At 72.2% G+C, this 17,264-nt stretch carries 13 protein-coding genes; 10 read left to right on the top strand and 3 right to left on the bottom strand.

From position 1 onward, the window contains the following. Positions 1 to 370 precede the first annotated feature (370 nt). Complete coding sequence (locus Drose_RS22120) at positions 371 to 5,848, bottom strand: ATP-binding protein (RefSeq protein WP_260723205.1); 5,478 nt, start codon at positions 5,846 to 5,848, stop codon at positions 371 to 373. 250 nt (positions 5,849 to 6,098) lie between these two features. Between Drose_RS22120 and Drose_RS22115 the strand changes: the two genes are divergently transcribed. The 7 genes from Drose_RS22115 (at position 6,099) to Drose_RS22085 (ending at position 10,324) form a co-directional block, all read left to right on the top strand. After that, positions 6,099 to 6,476 carry a PadR family transcriptional regulator gene (locus Drose_RS22115; protein ID WP_260723204.1) on the top strand — a complete coding sequence of 126 codons (378 nt, stop codon included), beginning with the start codon at positions 6,099 to 6,101 and terminating at the stop codon, positions 6,474 to 6,476. 2 nt (positions 6,477 to 6,478) lie between these two features. Further along, positions 6,479 to 7,150 carry a DUF1048 domain-containing protein gene (locus Drose_RS22110; protein WP_260723203.1) on the top strand — a complete coding sequence of 224 codons (672 nt, stop codon included), beginning with the start codon at positions 6,479 to 6,481 and terminating at the stop codon, positions 7,148 to 7,150. A 311-nt stretch (positions 7,151 to 7,461) separates the two neighbouring features. Further along, positions 7,462 to 7,926 carry a hypothetical protein gene (locus Drose_RS22105; RefSeq protein WP_260723202.1) on the top strand — a complete coding sequence of 155 codons (465 nt, stop codon included), beginning with the start codon at positions 7,462 to 7,464 and terminating at the stop codon, positions 7,924 to 7,926. Beyond that, a complete protein-coding gene (locus tag Drose_RS22100) occupies positions 7,920 to 8,153 on the top strand; it encodes a helix-turn-helix transcriptional regulator (protein WP_260723201.1) in 234 nt (77 codons plus the stop codon). Before Drose_RS22105 ends, Drose_RS22100 begins: the two co-directional genes overlap by 7 nt. After that, positions 8,150 to 9,145: an NAD(P)-dependent alcohol dehydrogenase gene (locus Drose_RS22095; RefSeq protein ID WP_260723200.1), complete on the top strand. Its 996-nt coding sequence runs from the start codon at positions 8,150 to 8,152 to the stop codon at positions 9,143 to 9,145. Before Drose_RS22100 ends, Drose_RS22095 begins: the two co-directional genes overlap by 4 nt. Positions 9,146 to 9,510: 365 nt before the next feature. After that, on the top strand, positions 9,511 to 9,723 hold the full coding sequence (locus Drose_RS22090) for a hypothetical protein (protein WP_260723199.1): 213 nt from the start codon (positions 9,511 to 9,513) through the stop codon (positions 9,721 to 9,723). 52 nt (positions 9,724 to 9,775) lie between these two features. Then, entirely contained in the window at positions 9,776 to 10,324 is a 549-nt protein-coding gene (locus Drose_RS22085; protein ID WP_260723198.1) for a GNAT family N-acetyltransferase, read from the top strand. Between the two features lie 16 nt (positions 10,325 to 10,340). Here the strand turns inward: Drose_RS22085 and Drose_RS22080 are convergent, their stop codons facing one another. Continuing rightward, entirely contained in the window at positions 10,341 to 11,489 is a 1,149-nt protein-coding gene (locus Drose_RS22080; RefSeq protein WP_260723197.1) for a serine/threonine-protein kinase, read from the bottom strand. A gap of 264 nt (positions 11,490 to 11,753) precedes the next feature. Here Drose_RS22080 and Drose_RS22075 point away from each other — a divergent pair, with 264 nt between their 5' ends. Both Drose_RS22075 and Drose_RS22070 read left to right on the top strand, forming a co-directional pair. Continuing rightward, on the top strand, positions 11,754 to 12,050 hold the full coding sequence (locus Drose_RS22075; protein WP_260723196.1) for a DUF3040 domain-containing protein: 297 nt from the start codon (positions 11,754 to 11,756) through the stop codon (positions 12,048 to 12,050). Between the two features lie 148 nt (positions 12,051 to 12,198). Further along, positions 12,199 to 13,674 carry an NCS2 family permease gene (locus Drose_RS22070; protein ID WP_260723195.1) on the top strand — a complete coding sequence of 492 codons (1,476 nt, stop codon included), beginning with the start codon at positions 12,199 to 12,201 and terminating at the stop codon, positions 13,672 to 13,674. A gap of 67 nt (positions 13,675 to 13,741) precedes the next feature. Here Drose_RS22070 and argG read toward each other — a convergent pair whose 3' ends face one another. Beyond that, positions 13,742 to 15,184, bottom strand: coding sequence for an argininosuccinate synthase (gene argG, locus Drose_RS22065; protein WP_260723194.1), 1,443 nt, complete (start codon positions 15,182 to 15,184; stop codon positions 13,742 to 13,744). Between the two features lie 276 nt (positions 15,185 to 15,460). Between argG and Drose_RS22060 the strand changes: the two genes are divergently transcribed. Then, entirely contained in the window at positions 15,461 to 17,263 is a 1,803-nt protein-coding gene (locus Drose_RS22060; RefSeq protein ID WP_260723193.1) for a glycoside hydrolase family 15 protein, read from the top strand. The last annotated feature ends 1 nt before the right edge of the window (position 17,264 follow it).

The following is a 17,264-nucleotide window of genomic DNA, read 5'->3' as shown; positions in this document are numbered from 1 at the left end:
CCCCGCGCCGGGTGGTCGGAAACATTCCGGAGCTGTGCCACAGGGCCGCGTCGATACGGGACGCGCAGATCGTCAAACACGCTGGTCTCATCTGCTATGCGGCCTTGCCACATGCGACGGCAACGCGACGGAAGGTGATGACGTCCGGCGGAGGTGCGGTCGCCGCTGGACCCCGGGGCGGCGCGTTCCGGGCCGGGCGACTCGATGATCATGGGAAAGATATGGCTAGCGGGGCAGCCATATCTTTCCCATGATCATGAGATCGAGCGGCCTAGCGGCGGATCGCGGCGGAACGTGCGCCGGCCGACACGCCTCGGCGGCGACACCTCGCCGGCCAAGCCCGAATTGTCGGGCTTGGCCGGGGTTGGCGCTACGCCTCCTGGTCCGACCCGCCGCCGAGGCCGCGCTCGACGGCCGCGATGATCTGCGGGCGCAGCTCCTCGGGCCGGATGATGGCGTCCACGGAGCCGACCTTGACGGCGCGCTGGATGCTGTGCACGCCGTCGAACTCGGCGGCCACCTCTCCCAGCTTCTCCGCCCGGACCGTGGCCCGGACGTCGATGAGCCGCGCGACGAGTGCCGCGCGCTCCGCGCCGGTCGCCGCGGCGACGCGCGCCTCCAGTTCGGACACGCGCGGATCCTTCGCCGTGCGCGCGTTGACGTCACCGGCGAACACCACGGCCGCCGCGGGCGCCCCGCCGATGACGGACGCGAACGAGCCCTCCACGGCGAGCACGGTCATGTTCGGGTTGAGCGCCTTGGAGAACACCACGAACGCACCGCCGTGGTACCGCGAGATCACGCAGAACACGATCGGGCCGCGGAAGTTCACGATCGCCCGGCCGATCTCCGCGCCGTACTCGAGCTGCAACCGCCGCATCGACTCCGGCGAGCCGTCGAACCCGGACAGGTTGGCCAGCACGACCAGCGGCCGGTTCCCGCTGGCCGCGTTGATCGCCCGCGCGGCCTTCTTGGACGAGCGCGGGAACAGGGTGCCCGCGGTGTAGGTGTCCGGGCCGTCGGTGGGCGGGAACCCGCGCCGCGGCACCGACCGGGACTCGATGCCGAGCAGGCACACCGGGATGCCGCCGAGGTGCACGTCCTGCACGATCGCGGTCTCGGCGTCGGCCATGCCAGCCCAGCGCTCCAGGACCACGTGGTCCTGGTCGGCCACGGCCCGCATCAGGGTGCGGATGTCGAACGCCTTCTTGCGGTCGGGGTTGTGCTCCCGGGAGAAGATCTCACCGACGGTCGTGAAGTCGCTGTCCGGTACCGCGTGCGGGTAGCCGGAGACGTCACGATCGGCCGGGTCGGACGTGACCGCCCGGCGCGGGTGGGTCTCGCCGGGCGCGATGTACGTGTGGTCGTAGTACGTCATCAGCAGGTTGCGGGCGGCCTGGAGGTCCGGCGCCCAGTACTGGGCCTGGCCGTTGGGGCCCATCACCCGGTCGTAGCCGCCGATGCCGAAGTTGTCCTCGGCCGACACCCCGCCGGAGAAGTCCAGCGACTGCTTGCCGGTGAGCACCATCGCCGAGTCCGGGGTCATCACCAGGATGCCCTTGGTGTGCATGAGCATCGTGGCCTCGGCGTTCCAGTACGGCTGGGCGCCCACGGTGATCCCGGCGACGAGGATGTTGATCTCACCGCCGCGCTGGGTGAACTCCACGATCCGCTTGAGCGCGGCGGCGACCCAGTCCATGTTCTCGGTGCCCGAGTCCATCGAGATCCGCGCGCCCGCCGACAGCGCGAACCAGTCGACCGGCACGCGCATCCGCTCGGCCAGGTCGAGCGCGGCGATCACCCGAGCGCACTCCGGCTCGGACAGCGCGCCCAGCGCCTTGGTCGGGTCGCCGAGCAGCACCACCCGGGTGACGCCTTCGGGGTACCGCTCGGTCGGCGTGCTGACCACACCGGCGACGATGCCCGCCTTGTTCTGCCCCTTCGGTCGCTCGACCGGGACCAGCTCGCCGGCGTCGTCGAGGTCGTGCTCGGTGAAGCTGCCGAGGGGTCCGGCCAGCATCTCGGTCAGCTCGTACGGGTACGTCGTGCCGCGCCGCCGCGCCGAGAGCACCTTCTGCCGGTAGTCGTCGAGCGGCTGGATCGGCTCGGCCGTCGGCTCCGCGACCGACACCCGCATGCCGGCGTCGTAGGAGACCTTGACCGCGATGTCGCTCAGCTCGCCGGTGGCCGCGTCGCGCTGTCGGCCGAGGAACAGGACCTCCTCCAGGCCGGCTCCGGCCGTGAGCGGCAGCAGGCGCTGCGCGACGGCGTTCAGCTCCTCGATGGTCAGCTCGCTCGGCGGCCAGACGTAGATCGTGATCCGGTTGGTGTCGAACCGTTTCCTCGTGGACCGCTGCGCCTGGACCGTGCGGATCGCGTCGAGACACGCGTCCAGCGCGCCTTCGACCGCGGGCAGCGCGAGGATCCGGCCGTCGACGTCACGCAGCGGGGTCAGGTCGCGGACCTGGGCCATCGCCGCCAGCCGCTCGTCGGCCGGGTTGTCCGGGGCGACGCAGTGGAAGACGTAGACCTCCTCGTCCGCGGACGGCAGCCGGGTCAGGTCGAAGTTCCGCAGCCGCGGCAGTTGCAGGCGCCGGGCGATCAGCGGGTGCAGCCCGCGGATGACCCGGTCCTCACCCAGGCCCGGACGGAAGGTGAAGTGGTGGTGCATCGCCGTGCCGTTGTGCCCGGCCACCGACATCGTCACCCGCTGGAGCACGTCCAGCAGCCCGGCGCGCTCGAGGATCTCCCGCAGGGTCGTGGCCATCACGTCCGCGTCGGACTCGTCGGCCCAGGTCAGATACACGTCGGCGACGGAGCTCGAGTTGGACAGCCCGGCGACCCGCTCCAGGATCGCGGGCAGCTCGCCGAAGTCCGTCGCCGCCGCGATCAGCCGGAAGCGCTCGCCGTCGCGGTCGTACTCCGCGGTGAAGAACGAATGCCCCGCGACCTCGACGACTCGCGCGTCGATCGCGCCGCGGTTGCCGTAGTAGCGGCGGCTGAGCACCTCGAGCAACGGGCCGTGGTCGACGCCCGGCTTGCCGATGCGCTGGCCGAGCAGCCGGACCAGGGGCTCGGGCGAGGCGACCATCTTCGCGATCCGCTCGGCGCGGTCGGGCGCGTCGGGGTGCTCGTCGAGGTGGCGGAGGTGGCCCCGAACGCCCGCGTACACCTCGGCGCGCTTGCGGCGCAGCATCGGCTGGGCGGCCCAGCGGAAGACGACGCTGCGGGCCAGGTCGCCGACCGCCGGGAACCGGAGCTGGGTGGCGAAGACCAGGTGCTCCAGTGCCTGGCCGACCAGCTCGCGGAGCTCGTCGGCGGGCAGCGGCTCGGTCAGCCACTGCTGCAGGAAGGCGACGACCACCGAGACGTCGGCCGACGCCCGCTGCTGCGCGAGGAAGATCCGGAACACCGCCTCTTCCAGCGCGGGCGTGCGCTCGAAGTCGCGGACGCCGTAGTGGGCGAGCACCCGGGCGAGCCGGCTGCGGAAGGTGTCCGACAGCCCGGCGCGCTCGACGTCGAGGCTCTGCAGGTAGGTGTGGAAGTACTCGCGCGGGCTGTGGACCCGGGTGTCGGCCCTGGCCTCCTCGGCGGCCGGCCGGTTGCGGCTGAGCTCCGACAGGTCGGCGAACACCCGCAGCAGCTCGACCTCCTCCTCGAGCGGGCGGTGGCTGAGCTGGGCCCGCGCGGCCAGATAGCCGGACAGCGCCCGGCGCTCGTCGCGGGGGTCGAGGTCGTAGCCGAGCAGCAGGCTGCGCAGGTCGGCGATGCCGCGCGCGACCCGGGCCTCGGCGGACAGGCCGGCCGGCTCGGGCGGCAGGTCCAGGTCGACGGTCGCGGTTTCGGCGGCCGCCGGCCCGGCGCCGCCCGCGGCCTCGTCACCGATCGGTTCCAGGCGCAGCAGCGGCGCGCCGGTCTCCACCTGACTGCCGACGGAGATCAGGGACTCCCGCACCTTCGCCTTGAACGGCGCGCGCAGCACGGTCTCCATCTTCATGCTCTCCAGGACGAGCACGGGCGCGCCCGCCTCGACCTCGTCCCCCACCGCGAGCGGGGTCGCGACGACCAGCGCGGGCGCGGGGGAGCGCAGCACACCGCCCTCGTCGCGGCTGACGCGGTGCGTGACGCCGTCGACCTCGACGAGGTGCGTGGGCCCGTGCGTGTCGGTGACCAGCCGGAAACGCCGGCCGTTGACCAGGATCCGGCCGGTGTGCTCGTCGAACCGTTCGAGCTCGGCGTCCAGGGTGGAGGAGTCCCCGATGCCGACGCGGAACCGGTGCGGCCCGGTCTGCGCGACGGTCACCCGGTAGCTCGCGCCGCGGAGCTTGAGGTCGATCGGCCGGCCGCTCTTGTGCTGGACCTGCGGGCGGCCGCCGTGCGCGGTGGACAGCAGTCGCTGCTGCTCGACGAGCGCCTCGTCCTCGTAGCCCTCGATCGCGGCCGCGGCCAGCGCGATGCCGGAGTGTTTGGTGGACACCAGGCGGCCCTGCGCGCGGACCCGGTCGATCCAGCCGGTGTCCGCGCTCGCGTCGATCACCTCGGGCTGGTCGAGCAGGTCGAGCAGGAAGCTCTTGTTGGTGGCGCCGCCCTCGATGATCACCGTGGTCTCGGTGACGGCGCGGCGCAGCCGGCCGAGCGCCTCGTCGCGGGTGCGGCCGTAGGCGATGATCTTGGCGATCATCGAATCGAAGTCGGCCGGGATCACGTCGCCCTCGCTGACCCCGGTGTCGACGCGGATGCCGGGGCCGCTGGGCAGGGCCAGCCGGACGATCCGGCCGGGCGACGGCGCGAAGTCGCGGTCGGGGTCCTCGGCGTTGAGCCTGGCCTCGACGGCATGTCCGGCCTCGGCCGGGATCCGCTCGCCGAGCCGGCCGCCGGCGGCGACGTGGATCTGCGCCTTGACCAGGTCGAAGTCGGTGGTGGCCTCGGTGATCGGGTGCTCGACCTGCAGCCGGGTGTTGACCTCGAGGAAGGCGAACAGGCGCTCGCCGGGGTGGTAGAGGAACTCGACGGTGCCCGCGCCGCGGTAGTCCACGGCCAGCGCGAGCCGCTCGGCCGCCGCCTTCAGCTCGAGGGTCTGCTCGGGGGCGAGCACGGGGGAGGAGGACTCCTCGATGACCTTCTGATTGCGCCGCTGCACCGAGCAGTCCCGGACCCCAAGTGCCCACGCGGTGCCCTGGCCGTCGGCGATCACCTGCACCTCGACGTGCCGCGCGCCGGTGACGAGGCGCTCCAGGAACACCACGCCGCTGCCGAACGCGCGTGCCGCCTCCAGGCTCGTGCGCTCGTAGGCATCGGCGAGCTCGTCGTCGCTGCGCACGACCCGGATGCCCCGGCCGCCACCGCCCGCGGTCGCCTTGAGCATCAGCGGGTAGCCGATCTCGGCCGCCGCCCGCTTGGCGGCGTCGAGGCTCGCCACCGCGCCGCGGCTCCACGGCGCCACCGGGACGCCGACCTCCTCGGCGATCAGCTTCGCGCCGATCTTGTCGCCGAGCTTGCGCATCGCGTCGGCGCTCGGGCCGATGAACGTGACGTCGATCTTCTCGCACAGCTCGGCGAAGGCCGGGTCCTCGGCGACGAAGCCCCAGCCCACCCACGCGGCGTCCGCCCGGGTCCGGACCAGCGCGCGCTCGAGGACGCCGTGGTCCAGATACGGCCGGGCCGACGCGGGCCCGAGGCAGTAGCTGTCGTCGGCTTCGCGGACGAAGGTGGCGGTGCGCTCGGCGTCGGTATAGAGGGCGATGGTCTCGATCGGCGCGGCCCCGGTCTCGGCGTTGAGCTCGCGGACGGCGTGGATCAGCCGCATGGCGGCTTCTCCCCGATTGACGATGGCGATGCGGCTGAACACCGAGTAAGCCTCTCAAAGGTTGGGTCACGACAAAAACCGGGACTCCCGCGGGCCAGGGTCACCGTCCACAACCTTCGCTGCTACCGGCCGGTAACGAAACCGTAGGACCGGTCATCCGGGGCGGGTGAAATTGTGGTTGCCCTCCGATTTCCGACATGTCGGCATGTCTGCCGTGGCTCGTGTCACGGTGGCGCCGCGGCTCGGGCGGTGCTACTTGGCGACACCTAATAGTGTCGCTATTATGTGTCGCATGATAGCCGGTTCCACCGACGATGATCGACAGACGCAGTTGCTGCGCGGGGCCCTCGACATGTGCCTGCTCGCGCTGCTCGCCAAGGAGGCCGCGCACGGCTACGAGCTGGTCCGCCGGGTCGAGGCGGCCGGCTTCGACGGCGTCGGTTACGGCACCGTCTATCCGCTGCTGACCCGCATGCGCCGCCTCGGCCTCGTCGCCGGCGAGCTGGAGGCCAGCCCCGCCGGGCCGCCCCGCAAGGTCTACGCGCTCACCGAGGCGGGTCGTTCCCGGCTGCACGCCTGGCGACAGCAGTGGACCCGGTTCACCGACACCGTCGACGCCGTCCTGACCGGCGCCACCCCTGACGCCCCATCCGACACCGCGAGGAGCTGACCGTGGACACCATCGACGACGCCGTCATGATCGCCGACCGTGAGTGGCGCGCCTGCGGCGTCCGCCGCCGGGACCGGACGGCGCTCGCCGCCGACCTGCGCCTCGACCTGGAGTCGGCGGCCGCCGACGGTGTCACGCCCCGGCAGCTCATCGGCGACGACCTGCGCGGCTTCGCCCGGCGGCTGGCGGACGAGGCGGGGGTGCGGCGCGCGCCGCACGAGTACGGCCGCGTGATCCGCACGGCGCTGACCGGCGCGGTGCTCGGCGGGTGTGCCGGCGCGGTCGTGCTCATGATCGCCTATCCGCTCATGGTGCGACTGGTCGACCTGCCGCGCGGGTTCCGGGTGCCGCTGCTGCTGGCGGTGTTGCTCTACTACGGCACCGCGGCCGGGCTCGCGGCCGGCGGCGCGGTCGTCGCCGTGCGGCTGCGGCTGCGGGACCTGCCCGGCGTCCGCCGGACCGCCAACGCCATGCTCGTGCTGGTGCCCCTGGCCGGCGTGGTCGTGACACCGGTCGTCATGCGGTTCGCCCGGTCCACCGGTTACAGCACGGCCCCGCTGGTCGTGGCGGCCGAGGCGGGCCTGGTCGTCGCGGCGGTGGCGGGTGCGGTCGCCCTCGCCAGGAGGTGGTCCATGCGCGGCCACGACGGCCGGCGGGCGCCCGCCGCCGTGTGACGCCCATGCCCCTGGAGGCGTGCGGACGGAACTCGCCGGAAAGCGTAGGCGACCAGCGCCGGAAGGCCCGCCGGTGACCAGGGGACGCGGGCCCGAGATCGGGGTCGGCGCGATGTTGCCGCGCGGCTCGGCGACTTCATGATCATGGGAAAGGATGCGGCTGCCTCGACAGCCACATTCTTTCCCATGATCTGTGAAGTCGAGCGGTCTGGCGGCGGATCGCGCCGGCCGGCATGCCTCGGCGGGGAGCGCGTCGTGCTCGTACATGTCAAGCTTCCTAGACATGGTGTCAAGCAAGTGTTACCTTCGGGATGTCAAACATTCTGTACATCCCCCGGGAGTGTGTCGTGACGCACGAGGAGAAGCGCGCCTGGATCATGCTGCTGGTCAGCGTGGTGGCGTATGCGGTGTATCTGACCGTCGTCCTGGGCCGGGCCGGCGGCGGCGCGCTGACCGCCGTGTCCTACGCCGGTCCGCTGCTCTGGACGGTCGGCGGGGCGATCCTGACGTCGATCGTCGTGGAGATCGCGATGGGCGTGGTGAACCCGCGGGCGTCGCGCGCCAAGGACGAGCGGGACAAGGAGATCGGCCGGCTCGGCGACCACGTCGGGCAGTCCTTCGTGGTCATCGGCGCGGTGTCGGCGATGCTCATGGCGCTGGCCGACTGGGACCGGTTCTGGATCGCCAACGTCATCTACCTCGGGTTCGTGCTGTCCGCCGTCCTCGGCTCGGTCACGAAGGTGATCGTGTACCGCGGGAGCCTCCCGCAGTGGTGAAGCCGACCCGTGTCACCAACCGCATCCGGGCGCTGCGTTTCGAGCACGGCGAGATGACCCAGGCAGCGCTCGCCGAGCGCATCGGCGTCACCCGGCAGACCGTCATCGCCATCGAGCAGGGGCGGTATTCGCCGTCGCTGGAGATGGCCTTCCGCATCGCCCACGTGTTCGGCGTCCGGCTCGACGAAGTGTTCCAGTATCCAGACCCAGGGGAGGGGCCCGCATGAAAGCGATCGCTCAGGACCGGTATGGCCCGGCGGAGGTGCTCGGGCTGCGCGACGTCGACGTGCCCACGGCGGGCGCCGGGGAGGTGCTGGTGCGGGTGCGCGCCGCCGGTGTCGACCCGGGCGTGTGGATCTGCATGACCGGCCGGCCGTACCTGGTGCGGCTCGCGATGGGGCTGCGCCGGCCGAAGGTCGCGGTGCGCGGCCGGGACCTCGCCGGGGTGGTGGCCGCGGTCGGCGCCGGGGTGACCCGGTTCCGGCCGGGCGACGAGGTGTACGGCACGTCCCTGCGGGGCACCTTCGCCGAGTTCACGGCCGCGCCGCAGGAGCGGCTGGCGCTCAAGCCGGCCAATCTGTCGTTCGAGCAGGCGGCCGCCGTGCCCGTCTCCGGCATGACGGCGCTGCAGGCCGTGCGGGACAGCGGCGGGGTGCGGGCGGGACACCGCGTGCTCGTCATCGGCGCGGGGGGCGGCGTCGGGTCGTACGTCGTGCAGCTCGCGAAGGCGTACGGCGCGCACGTGACCGCCGTGTGCAGCGCGCCGAAGGCGGACCTGGTGCGCTCCCTCGGCGCCGACGACGTCATCGACTACAGGCGCGACGGGATCGACCGGGGCGACGCGCGGTACGACGTCGTGATCGACGCCGGCGGGGACCGCCCGCTGTCGGTGCTGCGGCGCGTCCTGACCCCACGCGGGACGCTGGTGCTCGTCGGCGGTGCCTACGACGGGAGCCCGCTGCTCGGCGGCTACAGCCGGCAGATGCTGCGCGCCCCGCTGCTGTCGCTGTTCGTCGGGCAGCGACTGCGCGGCCTCACCAGCCGGGAGCGCGCCGAGCACCTCGACGAGCTGCGCCGGCTGATCGAGTCCGGCGCCGTCACCCCGGCCGTCGACCGCACCTATCCGCTCGCCGGTGCCCTCGACGCGATCCGTCACCTCACCCGCGACCGGCCCGCGGGCAAGCTCGTCGTGGCGGTCACCGACGAGGGCCCGCGATGACGACGGCAGCGACCGCCCGTACTGCGACAGCTTCGGCGAGGCGTTCGTCGCGGGGTACGACGGCGAGGTGCTGCTGATGGCCGGGCTGCTGTGGAAGGGCCGGCGCCGCTGAGGTCGCGCGCCGCGCGGCTTCAGGTTCTGGCGGACGCCACGGCCGCGAACCCGCAGCGCGCGGTCGTCCCAGCCGCCGCGGCAGCCGTACAGCTCGCTCCAGGGCACCTCGTCGACTCCGGCGAGCGGGCACGGTCCGGTCTCACCAGGCCGTTCTATCCGGGACGGTGATCATCTGCACAGCCTCGGTGTGACGTCTTTCTGTCCGAACGGGTCTTCACCGGTGGGGTGCCCTGCCCGTACTGTCGCCTGCCATGACCGCCTATGCCGTACGCCCGGCCCGGCCGGCGCAGGTGACCGCCGCGTCCTGGCTGCGGCTCGCCGCCGCCACCGCGCGCCGCCGCCTCGTCCCGCGCCGGACCCCGCCACCGGCACCGGTCTGGCCGGTCGACCTCGCCGCCGCCCCGTGGCCGGTGCCGTCCATGCGCTGCCCCGACCTGCCGGCGACCGCGCTGGGCGACACGTAGGCGCGACATCGGCACGCGGTCGGTCCGGCACCGCTGCTGTAGCGTGAGGATCATGTTCAACGTCCCGCTCGGCGACGGAGCTGAGCTGCGCCCGCTCGAACCATGGCAGGCCGAAGAGTTCATCGCGCACATGGACCGTGCGCGGGAGACCGTCGATCCGTGGGTGCCGTGGGCGTCCGTGAGCACCGATCTGGTCTCCGCCCGCGCGACGCTGCAGCGGTACGCGGACCTCGCCGCCCGTGACGCCGGCCGCCTGTACGGCATCTGGCTCGACGGCACGCTCGTCGGCGGCACGATGTTCGTCTCCTTCGACGCCGCGGCCGGCAACTGCGAGCTGGGCTGCTGGCTGGAGCCGGCCGGGCAGGGGCGCGGCCTGGTGACCCGGGCGGTGCGGGTGCTCGTCGACTGGGCGGTGCACACGCGCGGCATGCACCGCGTCGAATGGCGGTGCCGGCCCGACAACATCGCCAGCAGCAGCATCGCGCGCCGGCTCGGGATGCACCTCGACGGCGTGCTGCGGGAGCAGTACCTCTACCGCGGCGTCCGTCACGACCTGGAGGTGTGGTCGCTGCTGGCGTCCGAGGTCGACAAGGACGCCTAGGGGTTTCGCGGTCAGCTCATCCGGACGGGGACGCCGACGGCTCGGTCAGCGGCACCCCGGTGGCGCTCGGGCTCGGCGGTGGTGTGCCGGCCGGCGCGGACGTCACGGACGGCGACACCGACATCGACGGCGACACCGACACCGACGGCGACACCGACGGTGACGCCGGTGCCGAGGTGGCCGGCGGTGTTGTCGCCGGCGGCGTGGAACGGGTCGGGCTCGGCGTGCCGGCCGGCGACGGGCGACGGGTGGGAGTCCCGGTCCCGGGTTCGTCGGCCGGCGCCGGGACGACCGCCCGCTGCGGCGCCCGGTCGAGCCAGGGGATCGCGCCCGGGGCCGCCTGCGCGAGGGCCACGACCGTCAGCAGTGCGGTGCCGGCGACAGCGGTGACCAGCAGGGCCCGGGACGCCCAGCTCCGCCGGTGACGCCGCGGCGCCGGCCGGGGCCGCACCGCCTGCGGGCCGGCGGGCACCGGCCGCAGCACCCGGGTGGTCGCGCTGAGCGGGGCCGGCGGCTCCACGTGGGCCTGGACGAGCCGGGCGAGGATCAGCGCCACCTCGTCGCTGCCGGGTCGTCGCACCGGGTCCGGGAACCGGCAGCGCCGCATCAGCTCGTCCAGCTCCACGGGGACGCCGGGCGGCGCCGCCGCCGCGAGCAGGGCGCCGAAGGCGTGGACGTCGCGGGCCGGTGCGTGCAGGTCGACGCCGACGTCGGTGCCGAAGCCGATGATCTTGACGCCGACGTCGGTGCGGAGCACCTTGGCCGGGCCCAGCGTGCCGTGGGCCACCCACTGACTGTGCGCATACGTGAGGGCGGCGGCCACCTCGGCGCCGACCCGAGCGGTCTCCCGCCAGTCCCGCGGGCCGTCGCGGACGTCCGCGCCGAGCGGACCGCCGCGAGCGTATTCCATCACGACGTACGGCGTCGGGCCGCGCCCGGGCAACTCGGTGACGCCGACGTCGTAGACGGCGGCCACGTTGGAATGGCTGAGCCGGGCACCGAGCCGGCCGGCGTCGAGGAACCGGGACGCCGCGTCCGCACGGTCGGCGCGCAGCAGGCGGACCGCCACCTGGCGGCGCAGCAGCTCGTCGTGGGCCGACCAGATCTCCGCCGTCGCGCCGGTGTCCAGTCGCCGGAGCAGACGATATCGGCCTTCCAGCAGCATGAGCTCCGACGTCTCCCCGTCTGTGCCAGGTCACCCCGTTCGTCGCTCCAAGTATGCAGGTAGGCCGCCAGTTCCGCCCGGAACGGCGGCACAGTGCCGGATGAGTGCGACACTGAGCCAGGTGGGTGAAGAATGGCCGTTCGGCCGGTATCAACCTGGCCGGATGGCCTACCGCTCGGGGCTGCGTGTCGATTGCCGGAGTGCAACCATCTTGGGTATGGCAGGCTTACCGGCAGCGGCCGGGGTCGACGTGGTGGCGTCCTGATGGGCGGCCCCGTGCGCCCCGACGATCAGGCCCGGCTGGCCGAGCTGGAGCAGCGGACCCGGGCCGACGATCCGCTGTTCGCCGCAGGGCTGGCCGGGTTGCGGCCGTGCGCCCCGCGGGAATACCGCAGACCGCGCTTCGGGGTCGCGGCCGGCGTCCTCGCCCTGGTCGCGGTGCTCCTGGCATGGCTGTGGTTCGGGTGGATCGTCACCCTGGTGCTGACGCTGAAGGTCGCCGCGACGGCCGTGCTGCTGACCGCGAAGGGCGATCCCGACCGGGAGGCGTCGTCGATCTGACGCTCGCCCTCGGCGCGGCCCACCCCGTCCGCGGCCGCGGCTCGTCCGCCGGTTCACGGCATCGTTCCCCGGCGGCCATATGGCTGCTGAGGCCGAGGTGGGATCATGCGCGCGGTAGTACGGCGTACATGTCCGCCAGGGAGGCTTCATGGACGATCTCTCCGTCGACCAACGGACGGTTGCGACCCCGGCCGCGCCGCGCAACGGGTTCGACCGTTTTTTCGAGATCACGGCACGCGGCTCGACGATGAGCCGCGAGGTGCGCGGTGGTCTCGCCACGTTCTTCACGATGGCGTACATCGTGGTCCTCAACCCGCTGATTCTCGGCAGCGGCACCGACAGCACCGGCGGCAAGCTCGCCATCACCGCGGTCGCCTCGGCCACCGCCCTGATGGCGGGCGTGATGACGATCCTGATGGGGGTCGTGGCCCGCTTCCCGCTGGCGCTGGCCGCCGGGCTCGGTGTCAACGCGCTCGTCGCCTTCGAGATCGCGCCCGAGATGACCTGGGCCGACGCCATGGGGCTCGTGGTCATCGAGGGTCTGCTCATCGCCGTGCTGGTGCTCACCGGCCTGCGGACGGCGGTCTTCCGCGCGGTACCGACACAGCTCAAGACCGCCATCGGTGTCGGTATCGGCCTGTTCCTCGCGCTGATCGGCTTCGTCGACGCGGGCTTCGTCCGCCGCGTGCCCGACGCGGCCGGCACGACGGTCCCGGTCGGGCTGGGCATCGGCGGCAAGCTGATGAGCTGGCCGGCGCTCGCGTTCGGCATCGGCCTGCTGCTGACCGTCGTGCTCGTGGTCCGCAAGGTGCGCGGCGCGATCCTCATCGGCATCCTCGCCTCGACCGTGCTCGCCATCGTCATCGAGGCGATCGCCAAGGTCGGGCCGTCGTTCGTGGACGGCAAGCCCAACCCCAAGGGCTGGAGCCTCAACGTCCCGACCCTGCCGGACAAGATCATCGACGCGCCCGACCTGTCGCTGATCGGACACTTCAACGTGCTCAACTCCTGGCAGACCGCCGGCGTGCTGGTCCCGCTGATGTTCGTGTTCACGCTGCTCATCACGGACTTCTTCGACACGATGGGCACGATGGTCGCGGTGGCGCAGGAGGGCGACCTGCTCGACGCCGAGAAGATGCCGCCGCGGACCCGCGAGATCCTGCTGGTCGACTCCGTCGCCGCGGCCGCCGGCGGTGCCGCCAGCACGTCGAGCAACACCACCTACATCGAGAGCGCGGCGGGCGTCGCCGAGGGCGCCCGGACGGGGGTGGCGAGCCTGGTGACGGGTGCGCTGTTCCTGGTGGCGATGTTCTTCGCGCCGCTCGTGACGGTCGTGCCGTTCGAGGCGGCGTCGGTCGCGCTGGTCGTGGTCGGCTTCCTGATGATGACGGCGGTCCGCACGATCGAGTGGTCGGACTACGACATCGCGCTGCCTGCGTTCCTCACGATCGTGCTGATGCCGTTCACGTACTCGATCTCCAACGGCATCGGTGCCGGCATCATCTCGTACGTGGTGATCAAGCTGGTCAGCGGCAAGGCGCGCCAGGTGCACCCGCTCCTGTACGGCGTGGCGGTGCTGTTCCTGGTGTACTTCCTCCGCGGCCCGCTCGAACTGCTGTTCTGACCGACGGCCGCGGGCGGGGTCCCCGGTTCCGGGTGACCCCGCCCGCGGCGTGCGTGCGCGGATCCGGTCAGTCGGTGCCGGACTCGATCGCGGCGCGGTCGAGCAGCTCGTCGCCCTCGGCCGGGACCGTGCCGCGGGAGGCGATCGCCTCGGCGCCGCCCTCGGGCATCGCGCCGATGAGCTCGGTCGAGCTCGGCAGCGCGGCGCTGATCAGTTTCGGACCGACGATGCCGAGTCCGGCGTACTGCTCCAGGCGGGCGCGGGAGTCCGCGATGTCGAGGTTGCGCATGGTGAGCTGGCCGATGCGGTCGACGGGGCCGAAGGCGGCGTCCTCGGTGCGCTCCATGGAGAGCTTGTCCGGGTGGTAGCTGAACGCCGGTCCGGACGTGTCCAGGACGGAGTAGTCCTCGCCGCGGCGCAGGCGCAGGGTCACCTCGCCGGTGACCGCCGAGCCGACCCAGCGCTGGATCGACTCGCGCAGCATCAGCGCCTGCGGGTCCAGCCACCGGCCCTCGTAGAGCAGCCGGCCCAGCCGGCGTCCCTCGTTGTGATAGCTGGCGAGGGTGTCCTCGTTGTGGATCGCGTTGACCAGTCGCTCGTACGCCGCGTGCAGCAGGGCCATCCCGGGCGCCTCGTAGATGCCGCGGCTCTTGGCCTCGATGATCCGGTTCTCGATCTGGTCGGACATGCCGAGGCCGTGCCGGCCGCCGATGGCGTTGGCCTCCAGCACCAGGTCGACGGCGGTGGCGAACTCCTTGCCGTTGATCGTCACCGGCCGGCCCTGCTCGAAGCCGATCGTGACGTCCTCGGCGGCGATCTCCACACCGGGATCCCAGAACCGCGCGCCCATGATCGGTTCGACGATCTCGATGCCGGTGTCGAGGTGCTCGAGCGACTTGGCCTCGTGGGTCGCGCCCCAGATGTTGGCGTCGGTGGAGTACGCCTTCTCGGCGCTGTCCCGGTAGGGCAGGCCGCGGGCGAGCAGCCACTCGGACATCTCCTTGCGGCCGCCGAGCTCGGTGACGAAGTCGGCGTCCAGCCACGGCTTGTAGATCCGCAGCGAGGGGTTGGCGAGCAGGCCGTAGCGGTAGAACCGCTCGATGTCGTTGCCCTTGAAGGTGGAGCCGTCACCCCAGACCTGCACCCCGTCCTCGAGCATGGCGCGGACCAGGAGGGTGCCGGTGACGGCCCGGCCGAGCGGGGTGGTGTTGAAGTAGGCGCGGCCGCCGGAGCGGATGTGGAACGCGCCGCAGGCCAGGGCGGCGAGGCCCTCCTCGACCAGGGCCGAGCGGCAGTCGACCAGGCGGGCGACCTCCGCGCCGTAGGCCGCGGCACGCGCGGGCACGGAGGCGATGTCGGGCTCGTCGTACTGCCCGATGTCAGCGGTGTAGGTGCACGGGACGGCACCCTTCTCGCGCATCCACGCGACCGCTACCGAGGTATCGAGGCCGCCGGAGAAGGCCAGTCCGACGCGTTCGCCGAGCGGCAGGGAGTTGAGCACCTTGGACACGACTGCGAGTATATGCGGTCGACTGCATGACCATGCAAGATCATTGCCAGGTCGTGACGGGAATCATCGGTCGGCTGGGTCAATCAACGTGACCTTGGTCGATTTCCGTGCCCGTGGGCACGGATTTCCACCAAGGTCAACATTGCTTCCGTGAGACTCCGCCCATGATCGCGGACTGACGCAGCCCCTTGCTGACGGCACGCATCCCCCGCGGCGACGTTGGGGTGAGCGGCCGGATCCGGGTACCTACCCCGGGTGCCGACCCGGGAGGGACACATGCCGAACGCACACTATCTGCCGATCGCCGACCACGGCCTGATCGGTGACCTGCGCACCGTGGCGCTGGTCGGCACCGACGGCACGATCGACTGGTACTGCTGCCCGCGTTTCGACGCGCCCAGCGTGTTCGGCTCGATTCTCGACGCCGACCGGGGCGGATCGTTCCGGCTGGCGGCCGACGGGCCGGCCGCCACCAAGCAGTTCTACTTCCCGGACACCAACGTGCTCATCACCCGGTTCTTCACCGAGGAGGGGGTGGGCGAGGTCCAGGACTACATGCCGGTGGTCGACGACTCGGTCGAGGCCGACCGGCACCGCCTGATCCGGCGGGTGCTGTGCGTGCGCGGCTCGATGCAGTTCCGCGCCCGGGTGGCCCCGCGGTTCGGCTTCGGGACGCAGCCGCACACCGTGCGTCAGCTCCACGGGCAGACGTTGTTCGAGTCGGCGGACCTCGCTCTCGCGCTGACGGCCACGGCGCCGGTCGAGATCGACGCCGCGGACGCGACGTCGTCGTTCAAGCTGCTGGAGAGCGAGTCCGCGGTGTTCGCGCTCGACCGGATCCGCGACGGCGTCGCACCGCGCGGCTGCCCGCACGCCGAGGCCGAACAGGAGTTCGCCGGTACGGTCGCGTTCTGGCGGCGCTGGCTGTCCGCCTCCCGGTACCGCGGCCGGTGGCGGGAGACGGTGCACCGTTCCGCGCTGACCCTCAAGCTGCTCACCTACGCGCCGACGGGCGCCATCGTGGCGGCGCCGACGACCAGCCTGCCCGAGCAGGTCGGCGGCGAGCGGAACTGGGACTACCGGTACGTGTGGATCCGCGACGCCGCCTTCTGCGCGTACGCGCTGCTGCGGCTGGGCTTCGCCGGTGAGGCCGAGGCGTTCATGAACTTCCTGAGCCGGCACGTGACCCTGCGCGGCGACGGCCCCTCCGGCCCACTGCAGATCATGTACGGCATCGACGGCCGTACCGAGCTGCCCGAACGCGAGCTGGACCTGGAGGGCTACCGGGGATCGGCCCCGGTGCGGGTCGGCAACGCCGCGGCCGACCAGCTCCAGCTCGACATCTACGGGGCGCTCGTCGACTCGATCTACCTGTACGACAAGTGGGGCAAGGCCATCTCCAGCGACCAGTGGGAGGCGGTCTGCGCCCTGGTCGACTGGGTCTGCGAGCACTGGGGCCAGCCGGACGAGGGCATCTGGGAGACCCGCGGCGGGCGGAAGAACTTCCTCTACTCGCGGCTGATGTGCTGGGTGGCGATCGAACGGGCCATCCGCATGGCCAACCACCGGGGTCTGCCCGCCGACCTCCCGCGCTGGAGGCGGACCCGGGACACGATCTACCGGCGGGTCATGCGGCACGGCTGGTCGGCCGAGCGGCGGGCCTTCGTCCAGCACGAGGGCGACGACGTACTGGACGCGGCCGTGCTCATGATGCCGTTGACGAAGTTCATCGCCCCCACCGATCCGAAGTGGCTGTCCACGCTCGACGCGCTCACCGCGGACCTGGTGTCCGACTCACTGGTCTACCGCTACGACCCCGAGGCGAGCCCCGACGGCCTGCACGGCGAGGAGGGCACCTTTTCGATCTGCTCCTTCTGGTACGTCGAGGCGCTGACCCGGGCCGGCCGCCTCGACGAGGCGCGGCTGGCCTTCGAGAAGATGCTGACCTACGCCAACCACCTGGGGCTGTACGCCGAGCAGATCGGCCGCACCGGCCGGCAGCAGGGCAACTTCCCGCAGGCGTTCACCCACTTCGCGCTGATCAGCGCCGCCTTCAACCTCGACCGCGCCCTGGGCTGAC

Origin of the sequence: Dactylosporangium roseum (assembly GCF_025264685.1) — a bacterium.
Lineage (GTDB): Bacteria > Actinomycetota > Actinomycetes > Mycobacteriales > Micromonosporaceae > Dactylosporangium > Dactylosporangium roseum.
Note: the sequence above shows the minus strand (reverse complement) of the source record. Positions and strands in the feature narration are given on the sequence as shown.

What these genes read in the sequence shown, in the direction of transcription:
- Drose_RS22060 (WP_260723193.1), top strand. Translation starts at nt 15,461, where the DNA reads ATGCCGAACGCACACTATCTGCCGATCGCCGACCACGGCCTGATCGGT.
- Drose_RS22070 (WP_260723195.1), top strand. Translation starts at nt 12,199, where the DNA reads ATGGACGATCTCTCCGTCGACCAACGGACGGTTGCGACCCCGGCCGCG.
- Drose_RS22075 (WP_260723196.1), top strand. Translation starts at nt 11,754, where the DNA reads ATGGGCGGCCCCGTGCGCCCCGACGATCAGGCCCGGCTGGCCGAGCTG.
- Drose_RS22095 (WP_260723200.1), top strand. Translation starts at nt 8,150, where the DNA reads ATGAAAGCGATCGCTCAGGACCGGTATGGCCCGGCGGAGGTGCTCGGG.
- Drose_RS22080 (WP_260723197.1), bottom strand. Translation starts at nt 11,489, where the DNA reads ATGCTGCTGGAAGGCCGATATCGTCTGCTCCGGCGACTGGACACCGGC.
- Drose_RS22105 (WP_260723202.1), top strand. Translation starts at nt 7,462, where the DNA reads ATGTCAAACATTCTGTACATCCCCCGGGAGTGTGTCGTGACGCACGAG.
- Drose_RS22090 (WP_260723199.1), top strand. Translation starts at nt 9,511, where the DNA reads ATGACCGCCTATGCCGTACGCCCGGCCCGGCCGGCGCAGGTGACCGCC.
- Drose_RS22115 (WP_260723204.1), top strand. Translation starts at nt 6,099, where the DNA reads ATGATAGCCGGTTCCACCGACGATGATCGACAGACGCAGTTGCTGCGC.
- Drose_RS22085 (WP_260723198.1), top strand. Translation starts at nt 9,776, where the DNA reads ATGTTCAACGTCCCGCTCGGCGACGGAGCTGAGCTGCGCCCGCTCGAA.